Origin of the sequence: Vibrio sp. THAF64 (assembly GCF_009363455.1) — a bacterium.
In the GTDB taxonomy this organism is placed as follows: Bacteria; Pseudomonadota; Gammaproteobacteria; order Enterobacterales; family Vibrionaceae; genus Vibrio; species Vibrio coralliilyticus.
The window spans coordinates 2278133-2291705 of the sequence record NZ_CP045355.1; the positions used below are offsets into that span (position 1 = coordinate 2278133).

Sequence of the window (13573 nt, forward strand, 5' to 3'; positions counted from 1 at the left end):
TTCCAACTGGATTTAATATCTAGGTTGAACATCAACCTTACTCAAGCGATTGATTTACGCAGGAAATTGAATGGAAAAGTTCTATCACTTCCTCACATTGGCGGGCATTGTCTTTTACTGGATCCTCGTAGCAGGGGTGACTTTACGCGTCGTTCTGAAACGGAGAGCAGTTAGTGTTTCTCTCGCATGGCTGATGATCATCTATATCATTCCCATTGTTGGGGTCGCTTGCTACTTTTTATTCGGTGAGTTGAATCTCGGGCGAAAGAGAGCCGAGCGCGCAAAAGAGATGTTTGCGCCTTTTGCCAAATGGTTTTCCAGCCTGAATGAATGTCACGCCCACGACACCACAAGCTTTGGCCGTCATATCTATCGTATCGATGAACTCTGCAACAATCGCCTAGGTTTACCTGCCTTAAGTGGTAATACTCTGTCTTTGCAAAGCTCGCCCAACGAAATACTCCATTCGATCATTGATGATATTGAGAATGCACAAACTAGCGTAAGAATGGTGTTTTACATCTGGCATCCAGGTGGGCTCGCGGATGCCGTAGCTTCAGCGCTAATAAGAGCTGCGAAACGAGGCGTAGAAGTGAAATTACTTCTCGACTCAGCGGGTAGCCCGCGCTTCTTCCGCAGTCAGTGGCTCAAGATGATGCAAGCCGCCGGCGTGGAAGTCGTGCAAGCCTTAGAAGTGAGCCCTTGGCGTATTTTCCTGCGTCGCCTCGATCTTCGCCAGCATCGGAAAATTATCGTTATAGACGACAAAATTGGCTATACAGGCTCAATGAACCTCGTTGACCCGGCTTTCTTCAAGCAAGAATCAGGTGTTGGGCAATGGATCGATATGATGGTCCGCGTGACAGGTCCGACGGTTAACGTTCTTTCTGCTATTCACTGCTGGGATTGGGAGGTGGAAACCGGCTCGCGTTCACTCCCTCAATTACCAGAATGCCAGCTCGATCCAAACGAACCTCAACATCCCGTGCAAGTTGTGCCTTCTGGACCGGGGATGCCAGAGCATCTCATTTCTCAGGTACTGACACTCGCCATTAATCAGGCCAACCAGTCGGTGAGGATCACCACGCCTTATTTCGTTCCTAGTGCCGATTTACTCGAAACACTGAAAATGACGGCACAAAGGGGTATTACGGTTGAGCTTATTATCCCGCACAAGAACGACTCGCTCATGGTGCAATGGGCTTCGCGGGCGTTTTACGCTGAGTTGATGGAAGCAGGCGTAGAAATTTATGAGTTCTATGGTGGCCTGCTGCACACCAAATCTGTTGTTATCGATCAGCAGTTCTGTTTAGTGGGAACGGTTAATATGGACATGCGCAGCCTATGGCTCAATTTCGAGCTCACATTGGCGATCGACGACGAAGCTTTCACTAAAGAGATGTACTGGCTTCAGAAGAACTACATGGAAACCTCCCATCAAGTGAAGTTAGAAGAATGGAAAAAGCGCTCTCTATATTCACGTTTCTTAGAGCGTACTTATTACCTATTTAACCCACTTCTGTAATCCGTTATTTCTTACTCCTGACCCTCTTGCTATTAATGCGTTGCCATGTTTTAAATAGGGCAACGCATTTTCAGATAAGGACTTCCAATGTCAGAAGGTAAGCAAACGAAGCTGGTCACCGCTGGTCGTGATGAAAAATGGACCAATGGTGTCGTTAATCCACCAGTTCAACGAGCTTCTACTGTCGTGTTTAATACGGTTGCCGAAAAACACCATGCAACCGTTAACCGCGCAAACAAAACACTCTTTTATGGCCGCCGCGGCACCAACACTCACTTTGCTTTCCAAGATGCAATGGTTGAAGTTGAGGGTGGCGCTGGTTGCGCTTTGTACCCATGTGGTACTGCAGCTATTTCGAACGCAATTCTCTCTTTTGTTGAGTCGGGTGACCATATCCTTATGGTTGATACCTGCTATGAACCAACCCGTGACTTTTGTGACAAGATCATGAAGAAGATGGGAGTGGAAACCACCTATTACGATCCGGTGATTGGAGAAGGTATTCGCGATTTAATTCAGCCCAATACCAAAGTGCTGTTTCTAGAGTCACCTGGCTCTATCACTATGGAAGTGCAAGATGTTCCAACATTAGCCAAGATTGCTCACGAACATGACATCATTGTAATGCTCGACAACACTTGGGCGGCTGGCGTGAACTTTTCGCCTTTTGACCATGGCGTTGATATCTCTATCCAGGCTGCGACCAAGTACATTGTTGGCCACTCCGATGTCATGTTAGGTACGGCAATCGCCAATGAGAAACATTGGGATCAGCTACGCGAACAAAGCTATCTGATGGGTCAATGTGTTTCACCAGATGATGCCTATCTCGGGTTACGTGGTATTCGCACTCTGGATGTCCGACTACGTCAACATGCCGAAAATAGCCTCAAGGTTGCACAGTGGCTGCAAAGCCGACCTGAAGTCGATCACGTGCGCCACCCAGCTTTAGAAAGCTGTCCTGGTCACGAGTTTTTCCAGCGTGATTTCACTGGCGGTAACGGCCTATTCTCATTCGTACTAAAAACAAGCTACCCACGTGCCACTACGGCACTGCTTGATGGCATGAAACATTTCAGCATGGGCTATTCTTGGGGCGGTTTTGAAAGTTTGATTCTGGCCAACGAGCCAAAAAGCTTCAACAGCTTGAGAACCATCGCCAATCCAAACTTTGATGGCACGTTGATCCGTCTGCATATCGGTTTGGAAAATGTTGAGGATCTGATCGCTGACCTTGAGCGAGGTTTTGAACGCTATAACTCACTCATTTTAGAGCAGTCCGCGACGGCTTAACGCTAGCCAATTCAATCAAGCCCCTGACTCAGGGGCTTTATTTTTAACCCAATGATATTATTGAATATTTTATCAATTACTTACTTAATAATGACACGTTAAACAATTGTGTTGTTTTCCATCTCTAATTCACAATTCTATTGCTTACTTTTCATTCAAATTTCGTATAGCTCATTTTCTATTCTACTGTTTAGTTACTCATCAGAGGTCATACCAGAAGGAGCTAATTTTGAAACACAAACTGATACTTGCTGTGCTCTGTATCTTCAGTTTAGGGCTATCGGCAACTACTAGCGCGTCCAATGCTAGTGGCTACACTCAAACTCAATACCCCATTGTGCTAGTTCACGGATTATTCGGCTTTGATACATTAGCGGGCGTTGACTATTTCTATGGCATTCCACACGCCCTAACTAAAGACGGTGCAAGCGTTTACGTTGCTCAAGTCTCTGCGACGAACAGTTCTGAAGTTCGTGGCGAGCAGTTGCTAGAACAAGTGGAAACTTTACTTGCAGCAACAGGCGCAGCAAAAGTTAACTTAGTCGGACATAGCCATGGTGGCCCTACTGCGCGTTATGTAGCGTCTGTCAGACCGGACCTTGTCGCTTCTGTGACAAGTATCGGTGGTGTCAATAAAGGCTCTAAAGTGGCTGACCTCGTTCGCGGTACCGTACCAGAAGACTCTGGTTTAGAAGCCTTGGCAGTAAAGCTAGCTCAAGGACTGACGACACTGATCAATCTATTGTCTGGTGGTGGTGACCTCGACCAAGATCCTCTTGCCTCTTTGGATGCATTAACCACCGAAGGATCACTTGCCTTTAACCAACATTACCCAGAAGGCATTCCGGCCACAGAGTGTGGCAGCGGTGATTTGCTCGCTGGTAACGGTGTTTATTACTACTCTTGGACAGGTTCATCTACCTTTACCAATATCTTTGATCCAACGGATGCCGCAATGACCATTCTTGGCCTAGCATTTAACGAACCGAATGACGGTCTGGTTGGCGCTTGTAGCACGCACCTAGGTCAAGTTATTCGTGACGACTACAAAATGAATCACTTGGATGAGATCAATGGCTTACTTGGTATCCACCATTTGTTTGAAACCGATCCAGTGACTCTTTATCGCCAACATGCCAACCGCCTGAAACTGCAAGGTTTGTAGGAACTATAAGATGAAAAAGACCGCTCTAATAACAACAGTGATGATCGCCTCGATGAGTCTTGGAGCGGTCTATTTTATCAATCAAGAAGACAGTGAAGAGATTGCAAACCAATCACAATCTCAACGAGATACCCAGATAGATACCTCCTCAAGTCGAGATTTGTTTGATTACGCGTTAAGCAGCTTAGGTGAACAAGAGTTAGACCAAATTAAAGCTCGGATACAAAGTCTTCCTAAAGACCAACAAGGGCTAGTCGTCGATGAAGCACTTTTCGAGACCTATTTACAATACAAAACAGAGCTAGAAACTCTGGAATCTATAACCTCACAACAAATTACCTTGACCGATTTAGAGCAGCTTCATCAGCAGATTATGGCGCTGCAAAGCCAGTATTTTACTGACGAACAGATACAGACATTGTTTGGTGAAGAAAATCGACTACGCCAGCTCGCGATCGATAAACTCGCGATAGCCAATCAAAACTTGGATGCGGAGTCGCAAGCGCAATGGTTAGAAGAGACCTTAGCCGACCAACCTGACTACATTCAGCAAGCAGAACGCAATAATCACCTCATTATCGGGCTTAACCAATCGGCTCAGATGGATGAGCAAAACAAACATTTGACACGTGTCGAGTTAGTAGGGGAAGAAGCCGCAGAGAGGCTTGATAAACTAGACACCAAACGTGAACAATTTAACACTCAGCTCGACAGCTACTTGCAGCAAAGAAGTGTAATCCTGTCTGACAACACCTTGTCGGACGATGACAAGCAATCTCAAATCGCATATCTGAGAGAGCAAAGTTTCGATTCTGTGCAATGGCGAAGAATCCAGGCATTAGAACGCATCCATGATCAAAGTTTATAATCGAAGGATGCGTTTAAACCGTTAATACTTGGGTTTCTTAGGGCAACTCACCATATGGTCGTCGACCATACCTACCGCCTGCATAAACGCGTAGCAGATGGTCTCTCCAACAAATTTGAAGCCTTTCTTTTTCAGGAATTTGCTCATAGCCTTTGACTGCTCAGTCGAGGCTGGCACTTCGCTCATATCCTGCCACTGGTTGACCTTAGGCTTGCCATCCACAAACTGCCATAACGCCTGCGATAAGCTACCGTATTCTTCAATCAATGCTTTCGCGGCTCGCGCGTTACTGAACACAGATTTAATTTTTCCTCTGTGCTTAACCACATCATAATTTTCAACAATATGCTCAGCGTGCTCGTCCTCATACGCTGCCAATTTATCCAGATCATAGTTTTCAAAGGCTTGTCGGTAGCCTTCGCGTTTTTTCAGGATGGTGATCCAACTCAATCCTGCTTGGGCTCCCTCTAAAGTAATAAACTCGAACAATACCTTATCGTCATAAACGGGAACACCCCACTCTTTATCGTGGTATTCACGCTCAAGCTCATGGTTCATCGCCCATGCGCAAGTGGTATCCATTGCTTTCTCCTTAAATAAAACGCCCCCGACAAAGTCAGGGGCGTCTTCGATCTTAGTTGAATCAGTTTGGCACTTTCACTTTGTGGAAGATACGATACAACACTGGCACGACAATAAGTGTCAGTACGGTCGCAAATCCCAAACCAAACATGATGGTCACTGCCATTGGTTTAAAGAATATATCCGGTAGCAGCGGAATCATGCCCAGAATCGTGGTAATGGCAGCCATACAAACTGGACGTACACGGCTCAGAGAAGCGTCCACGACGGCCAGATATGGGTCTTTACCTGACTTCATTTCGATTTCTATCTGATCGAGCAGTACGATACCGTTTTTAAGTAGCATACCCGATAAGCTGAGGAAACCGAGTAGCGCCATAAAGCCAAACGGAGTGTTTAATGCCAGCAAACCAGTCGTCACACCAATAATGGCGAGCGGAACAGTTAACCATACGATCAGAGGCTCTTTCACGGTATTAAACAGGAACACCGTCACTAAGAACATGAACAGGTAACCCATCGGCATGGTCGTGAACAATGACGCTTGAGCATCACCAGATGACTCGTATTCGCCCCCCCACTCCAATGCATAGCCTGGTGGAAGTTCAATGGCTTCAATCTGAGGCTGCAAGCGTTTTTGTAAGGTTGCTGCCGTCTCTTCACCAAGCAAGTCTGGATCTGCCATCACCGTCAGCATACGTTTTCGGTTCTTACGTACGATGATTGGGTCTTCCCAGCGCATGTCGTAACCTAGCGTCACTTGCTGCAATGGAATGTATTCGCTTAATGCCGGGCTCCAAATTTTCATCCCTTCAATGTTACGAATATCCACACGCTCTTCTTCTGGTAATCGCGCCACAATTGGCATCAGCGTCGTACCATCACGGTACACACCGACCGATTTACCAGAGAATGACATAGCAAGAAATTCGTCCACATCTGACTTAGTGATACCGTAACGTCGAGCCTGACCTTCGTTGAACTGTGGCTCCAGTACTTTAGTACGTTCACGCCAGTCATGGCGGATGTTGGTCGCACCTGGGTCGGCATGCATGATGTCTTCAACTTGCTTCGCAATTGTTCTCAGTACGGTCGGATCTGAACCGATCACTCGAGCTTCTATCTTCGCACCACCACCCGGGCCCAATTCAATTTGCTTAAGCTTATAATTGATTTCCGGGAACCCTTTTTCGACGTGAGCTCGGAAATCAGACATCAACTTAGCTAATTGGTCATAGCTCTCAACCCGAGTCGTGATCTCACCATACGCAGAATAACTCTTCTCTGGGGCGTAAGTAAGCATGAAGCGTTGTAAGCCTTTGCCCGCTGTCGTCGTAATGTGCTCAACACCATCTTGCTCGGATAACCAAGACTCCAATGCTTTCAGCTTTGTGTTGGTTGCTCGAATGTCTGTCCCTTCCGGAAGCCAGATATCTGCTTGAAATATTGGCGTTGTAGACGATGGGAAGAATGACTGTTTGACGAAAGTGAAACCGTAAATACTAACGACCAAGCCAACAATCATCACAGCAACCGTTAACCAAGCGCGCTTCATACAAAACTCAAGGAAGCCCTTGTACAGCACGAATATCATGCCGTTATATGGATCACTCTCTTCTCCGCCACCTTTAATTTTTTGCCCTTTAAAGAAGATATCTGCAAAGAACGGCGTCAGGGAAATCGCAGTAAACCAGCTGAGCATGAGAGAAATTAGGAGCACGGTAAATAGAGTGCCACAGTATTCGCCCGTTGCATCCTCAGACAGTCCAATAGGTGCAAACGCTGTCACCGCAATGACTGTCGCACCCAGCAACGGCCACTTGGTTTGAGTCACAATGTCAGTCGCCGCCTGCATTCGCGTTCGGCCTTTTTGCGTTCCTATCAGTATCCCTTCGACCACCACGATGGCATTATCCACCAGCATACCGAGAGCGATAACCAATGCACCAAGCGAAATACGCTGTAAGTCGATGGCAAAATACTTCATGAAGATGAAGGTGCCCAATACAGTGAGCAACAAGATCAAGCCAATAAGTAAACCTGAGCGTAGACCCATAAAGAACAGCAGGACGATAATGACGATCGCCACGGCTTGCCCTAGGCTGACGACAAAACCACTGACTGACTTGTCCACTTCTTTTGGCTGGCTGTAAATCTCAGAGATCCCAACACCAACAGGTTGTTGATATTTAAGCTCTGCGAGGCGACGGTCAAAACGTTTACCCACTTCAACCACGTTAACGCCTTGTGCAAAGGAAACACCTACGTTCAACGCCAACTTACCGTTAAAGGTAATAATGTTGTCCGGTACATCGATATATCCGCGCTTAATTTCCGCAACGTCACGAAGATAAATCAGCCCTTGAGCACCGCTCTCGGTAATGATCAAATCTCCTAACTGGTCAACATTCTGGAACTCCCCCGTCGGCTGAATACGTATATACTCATCGCCAACCCGAATCGCACCAGCATCGGACACCACGTTTTGCGTCGACAGCAGGTTAAACACGGTATTGGGGGCTAAACCCAAACTGCTCAAACGTTTCATCGAAATTTCGATGAAGACTTGCTCTTGTTGCTGACCAGAAACAGAAACCTTACTAACGCCATCAATCAGCTCCAATTCACGCCTTAAATAATCGACGTAATCAAGTAGCTCCTTATAGCTGTATCCTTCCCCCGTCACAGCAAGCAAAATACCGTAAACATCACCAAAATCGTCAATCACCTGAGGATCATTGACGCCAGGAGGAAACTGGCCTTTAAGGTCATTCACCTTACGACGCAACTCATCCCAGATTTGTGGTAAATCGTCCGGGCCGTAGTTGTTCTTCATCGTCACGGTGATCTGAGATAGCCCGCGACTAGAAATCGAGTTTATCTCATCAACATAAGTGAGCTGCTGAATGGCTTTTTCTATCGGGTACGTGACTTCTTCTTCAACTTGTTGAGGCGTCGCCCCCGGATAGGATGTCACTACCATGGCATCTTTAATGGTGAATGCTGGATCTTCTAAACGGCCTAACCCGAAGAACGCCGCGACACCACCAATCAAGAAGATCAGCGAGATCATCCAGCTGATGACGCGATTACGTATAAAATAGGCAGCGATGCCTGTTACATCTTCATCTTTCTGAGACAGTTGATTATTTTGCTCACTCATTGCCTGCCTCCTGCTTCACGACTTCCACCTTCATTCCTTCTCTTAGGCGGGAAATTCCTGCCACAACCACTTGTTGTTTACTTTCGAGGCCATCCAGAATCTGCAAATCTTGTTTGGTGACTTTACCGATCGTCACTGCTTGCTTAGAAACGGTGTTGTCATCATTCAGCACCCAAACATATTTGTTCAGCCGATCAATCTTGTCACCGTCGGCATTGAACACAGCTTCAATCGGAACCAAAACACCAGCGTTCAAATTCAGCCCGACATCATCACCTTCCGAAGTCACTTCAACGGCCATACCATCCAGAATGTACTCTTCTTCTGGCATAGGAAGTGAAAGAGTCACGGTAAATGTACCGGTAGCAGGGTCTGGCTCAGTGGTGAACTCTTTGATAGAGGCTGAATATTCATTACCACTTGGTACTTTGACCAATGCTTCAATGCGTGACAGGGTTTCCTGATCAGGCTGATTGACGTACAACCGGTCAGGCAACTGAATCAGAACTTCAACGTTTTCGAGACTATGGATATTGACGATCTGTTGTCCAACCTGAATATTTTCAAACTGGTCAACATTAACGCGAGAAATAATTCCGTCCACGGGAGCAAGTAATTTGGTGAAAGAGAGCCTGAGCTGAGCAAGCCTCAATTCTGCGAAGGCAATCTGTCGATTCGCCGCAATCTCATCAAATTGAGATTTTGCCAACAGGCCTTTATCGACTAAAGGTTTGGAACGCTTGTACTGGCTATCGACCACACTATACTTCGCCGAGGCATTATCAACATCCAGTTTATAATCCGTAGGGTCTAGCTTAGCTAATACATCACCCTTTTTGACTTGATCACCTTCTTTGACGTTTAGCTCACTGATTTCTCCTGCAACACGAAAACTGAGATGGGAGCGCTCTGCGGCATTGGCCACTGCTGGGAAATACAGATTGTCACCTTGTACTCCACTACCGATCTCCATAATTTTTACTTTAGGTAGCCCAAAATCCACATATTGATTTTCAGCACCACAGCCAGCAAGAACTGCAGCTGTAGAAAGCATACCTAGGCTAATCCACTGCTTCATATTACAACCCTCGCTCCTTGACCCACTCTCTGACTTTGATGCCAGGCTCAATACCGCTGACACCAGAGATGATGATTCGATCGCCGTCATTCAAACCGCTTTTCACCTGACGTTTGTCGTTTAACACAATCGTGGCTTTCTCAACCACGCCTGTCTGCCCGACACGCCATACACAGGTTTTTCCGTTTTCTTCGAAAATAGCGGCACTAGGAATTCGAGTCGCACCAGTTGAATCCACTTTGACGTGCACTTCACCTGCCATACCAGGAAGAATACCGATGTCGGTTGGGCGCTCCATCACCATGGTGACTTTGTATGAGCCAGTTTTTGGGTCTGCTTCAGTATCGACTTCTTGGAAAGTGAGGTCGTAGCTGTTCTCGGGGAAAGCATCAAACTTCATCGTAGCGGTAAGATTGATACCACTCGCGAAACGATTAAGCAGATGATCAGGTAGTTGGAATTGTACTTTCATCAACTGATTGGTCTGAATGTTCATTACGCCTTCTTTAGCCGCAATGTACTCATAGTTCTCAGCTGGTATGATTGAAATTGTGCCATCATATGGCGCAACCAATTTGGTGTAGCGCAAATTGGCGCGTGCTTGTTCCAAACTGGCTTTCGCTGAATTGTGATTGGCTTTGGCTTGATCAAAGTCTTGCTCAGAAACGACTTTATCAACGCGAAGCTTTTTATAACGTTCATATTGAACGTCGGCCAAACGATATTGCGCCTCGGCCTGTTTAGCCAACAACGAATATTCGTCTGGGTTTAATGACGCCAGTACTTCACCTTTACTCACAGGCTGACCTGAAAGCACATCGATAGATTGAAGTTGCCCTGGGACTCGGAAAGCTAAAACAGCTTTGTCACCGGCTTCAGATGTGGCGGGAAAATGTCTTTCAAACTGAGCGTTGCCAACTGAAACGGTAAAGAGTTTTGCGGGTCTGGATTCGGGTTCAGGGACAGGAGGGAGCTCCTTACCACAGCCACCTAGTGTTGCGGCAATGGCAAGAAGCACGAGATTTTTGTGCATAGTCAAACATCCATTTGTCACTTTTAGTTACAAAGATAGATGAATGATTACGCGACTGCCAGAGACATACCAGTAAATTATTATGAAAATTAATAATTTGCTGACAAAATATAGCTTAAGTTCTCATTATTAAGTTATAAGCTTTTAAACTCTCGGTCGACCTTAAAAGTATCAGAAGTGACGTATGCCTCAAGGTCGCGGATTTTACCTTCCAGTCCGTCAAAGTCTTTCTCCAACGTATCCAAAAGTGCTCCTGGGGTCTGCCCTTGCTGCCACGGTTTACTTTTCAGCTTATGTTCTTGTTCCGTTTTAATCGACTCTACGTAATTCGCCGGCTGTTTTTCTATCATAAACGTCATTGCAATATAGGCCAGCAAGACCAAAAAGCTGCCACCGAGTAATGCCGCCGAAATCACCAGAATTCGAATTAACCAAACTTCAGTGCCGAAGTAATTTGCCAATCCAGCACACACACCAGAGATCTTACCATTGGCGGTATCACGATATAGCTCTCGCTTATTCATATCGGCGTCTCCAGTTAGGTGTTTCTGCATCCAAAATACGCTCTAATGTATCTACACGCTTTTGCATTTTTTCTGCCTTTTCAGACAGTGTCTGTAGCCTTTGAAAATCATCTTCAGACAACCCACCAGCTGTTTTCTTCTTACTGCGGTAGTGAAGTATCAACCACAGAGGTGCGACAAAAATCAGAAATACAATCAAAGGCCCGGCAATAAGAAAAGACGACATACGCGACTCCTAAATAGACAACAGTTTTACGTGAGTAGATCCTCTACTCTGCCGTAAGATGTTATAAAATCAATTAAATAAAGATAAGAACTTCGAAATAAAAATGGAAAGCGGTAAGAATAATCTGAGACTGGTCAGGCGACAGACGCCCGACCTATCGTGCTTTCTCGCTCGCGACTTAAATTACTTTTTGTCGTTCATCTGTTGCTTAAGATTCTCTAGCTCTTTTTCAATTTCGTCTTGAGCTTGTAACTCTGCAAATTCTTGTTCCAACGACTTAGAGTTCCCCGTTTTGGCGTACACATCCGCTTCCGCTTCTAGCTCGTCGACTTTACGAGAATACTGCTCAAACTTTGCCATCGCTTCGGAAGTACGCGCGGTGTGGAGATGCTTTTGCACATCACGTCGGTTAGACGCCGCCTGAGAGCGGATAGCCAGCGCTTGTTGCTTAGCTCGGGTTTCCGTAATTTTGCTTTCAAGCTTGCTAATCTCACCTGTCAGCTTCTCAATGGTTTCTTCTACCAATGTCTGCTCAGTGTGTAAGCCTTTCAAAACGTCTTGCAGCTTCTGCTTTTCAATCAAAGCAGCACGAGCAAGATCTTCACGTTGCTTCGTCAAAGCCAGCGTTGCTTTTTCTTGCCATTCGCTAATTTGATCTTCTAGCGCTTCTACTTTACGTGCCAACTCTTTCTTATCAGCAATAGCTTTGGCTGAGTTAGTACGCACTTCAACCAAGGTATCTTCCATTTCCTGGATAATAAGGCGAATCATTTTTTCAGGATCTTCAGCCTTGTCTAGCAATGCGCTAATGTTTGAATTTACGATGTCGGCAAAACGAGAAAAAATACCCATAGTTTACTCCTTAATTCTACAGTCAATCACTTCTAAGACGGCTTGGCTGTATCTGATGTTCATTGTAGGTTTCACTTACCTATCTAGTAACCAAGATGCGTGCCAACTTATAAATTCATATAAAACATTAAGTTACGAAAACAACCATTGTAATTAAATCTAATCTATGATGAATTTAACTAACAGTAGGTAAATTTCACCAACGGAGTGGTTTCATGCAACAAAATCTCATCGGCGAGTCACCCGCTTTCCTTTCGGTACTTGATAAAGTGTCGAAACTGGCCGCCATAGAACGACCGATATTGATCATTGGTGAGCGAGGGACAGGTAAAGAATTGATTGCTCAACGCCTGCATTATCTCTCCAAACGTTGGGATCAATCGCTGATATCACTGAATTGCTCGACACTCAGCGAAGGCCTTATCGATTCAGAGCTCTTTGGTCATGAACAAGGCGCGTTTACAGGATCTAAAGGCCGGCACAAAGGCCGATTTGAGCGAGCGGAGAATGGCACCTTGTTTTTGGACGAACTGGCTACTGCTCCACTGCTGGTACAAGAGAAACTACTCAGAGTAATCGAATACGGCCAGTATGAGCGTGTTGGCGGACACCAATTGCTCAATGCGAATGTTCGGCTAGTCTGCGCAACCAACGCTAATCTGCCTGAGATGGCAGCCAATGGTGAATTCAGAGCAGACTTGCTCGATAGACTGGCGTTTGATGTCATTCATTTACCGCCCCTACGCCAGCGCAAAGAGGACATTCTGCTGTTAGCTGAATACTATGCAATTAAAATGTGTCGTGAGTTGAGCTTTGATTACTTCGTTGGCTTCTCTCCCAAAGCAGAACAAGCATTGCTTGATTATCAATGGCCGGGTAACGTGCGAGAATTAAAAAACGTCATTGAGCGAGCAGTCTATCAACACGGTCAACAAGAAAACCCGATTCATGACCTGATCTTCGATCCTTTTGCGACCGAATGGCAACCTGAGCCTGAAGAAGCCATTGAAGAAGCGGAACCAGAAATCGCCAGCACGAATTTTACCTTTCCAATGGATTATAAAGCTTGGCAAGAGAATCAAGACATCCATCTACTAAAGGCAGTGCTGGAACAAAGTAAGTTTAACCAACGGAAAGCGGCCGATATGCTGGGTCTGAGCTATCATCAGCTAAGAGGGATGATCAGAAAGTACGACCTCTCGACACTCTCCTGATCGTGCGAACGTTATTTTAAAAACCATAAACTAATAATGGTAAATTACTG

Annotated in this window: 12 protein-coding genes; 5 read left to right on the top strand and 7 right to left on the bottom strand. The window is 45.8% G+C overall.

The features are described from left to right. Positions 1–70: 70 nt before the first annotated feature. The 4 genes from cls to FIU99_RS10425 all read left to right on the top strand — a co-directional run bounded on the left by cls (position 71) and on the right by FIU99_RS10425 (position 4851). The gene (cls, locus tag FIU99_RS10410; RefSeq protein WP_006962750.1) at positions 71–1525 is read left to right on the top strand and encodes a cardiolipin synthase; all 1455 of its coding nucleotides are present in this window, start codon (positions 71–73) and stop codon (positions 1523–1525) included. An 87-nt stretch (positions 1526–1612) separates the two neighbouring features. Further along, complete coding sequence (locus FIU99_RS10415) at positions 1613–2818, top strand: cystathionine beta-lyase (RefSeq protein WP_006962751.1); 1206 nt, start codon at positions 1613–1615, stop codon at positions 2816–2818. Between the two features lie 244 nt (positions 2819–3062). Continuing rightward, a complete protein-coding gene (locus FIU99_RS10420; protein ID WP_172974073.1) occupies positions 3063–3983 on the top strand; it encodes a triacylglycerol lipase in 921 nt (306 codons plus the stop codon). 10 nt (positions 3984–3993) lie between these two features. After that, positions 3994–4851 (top strand): lipase secretion chaperone, encoded by an 858-nt coding sequence (locus FIU99_RS10425; protein WP_006962753.1) that lies wholly within the window; start codon positions 3994–3996, stop codon positions 4849–4851. Positions 4852–4872: 21 nt separating this feature from the next. Here FIU99_RS10425 and FIU99_RS10430 read toward each other — a convergent pair whose 3' ends face one another. The 7 genes from FIU99_RS10430 to pspA form a co-directional block, all read right to left on the bottom strand. After that, complete coding sequence (locus tag FIU99_RS10430) at positions 4873–5433, bottom strand: DNA-3-methyladenine glycosylase I (RefSeq protein WP_006962754.1); 561 nt, start codon at positions 5431–5433, stop codon at positions 4873–4875. A 61-nt stretch (positions 5434–5494) separates the two neighbouring features. After that, positions 5495–8596, bottom strand: coding sequence for an efflux RND transporter permease subunit (locus FIU99_RS10435; RefSeq protein WP_006962755.1), 3102 nt, complete (start codon positions 8594–8596; stop codon positions 5495–5497). Continuing rightward, positions 8589–9674 carry an efflux RND transporter periplasmic adaptor subunit gene (locus tag FIU99_RS10440; protein ID WP_006962756.1) on the bottom strand — a complete coding sequence of 362 codons (1086 nt, stop codon included), beginning with the start codon at positions 9672–9674 and terminating at the stop codon, positions 8589–8591. The genes FIU99_RS10435 and FIU99_RS10440 overlap by 8 nt, the downstream gene beginning before the upstream one ends. A 1-nt stretch (position 9675) precedes the next feature. Beyond that, positions 9676–10707, bottom strand: coding sequence for an efflux RND transporter periplasmic adaptor subunit (locus FIU99_RS10445; RefSeq protein ID WP_006962757.1), 1032 nt, complete (start codon positions 10705–10707; stop codon positions 9676–9678). A gap of 134 nt (positions 10708–10841) precedes the next feature. Beyond that, positions 10842–11231 carry an envelope stress response membrane protein PspC gene (gene pspC, locus FIU99_RS10450; RefSeq protein ID WP_006962758.1) on the bottom strand — a complete coding sequence of 130 codons (390 nt, stop codon included), beginning with the start codon at positions 11229–11231 and terminating at the stop codon, positions 10842–10844. After that, positions 11224–11457, bottom strand: a complete 234-nt coding sequence (gene pspB / locus FIU99_RS10455; protein ID WP_006962759.1) for an envelope stress response membrane protein PspB — start codon at positions 11455–11457, stop codon at positions 11224–11226. The genes pspC and pspB overlap by 8 nt, the downstream gene beginning before the upstream one ends. 183 nt (positions 11458–11640) lie before the next feature. After that, the gene (pspA, locus tag FIU99_RS10460) at positions 11641–12309 is read right to left on the bottom strand and encodes a phage shock protein PspA (RefSeq protein ID WP_006962760.1); all 669 of its coding nucleotides are present in this window, start codon (positions 12307–12309) and stop codon (positions 11641–11643) included. Between the two features lie 215 nt (positions 12310–12524). Between pspA and pspF the strand changes: the two genes are divergently transcribed. Further along, on the top strand, positions 12525–13523 hold the full coding sequence (pspF, locus tag FIU99_RS10465; RefSeq protein WP_006962761.1) for a phage shock protein operon transcriptional activator: 999 nt from the start codon (positions 12525–12527) through the stop codon (positions 13521–13523). Positions 13524–13573 lie beyond the last annotated feature (50 nt).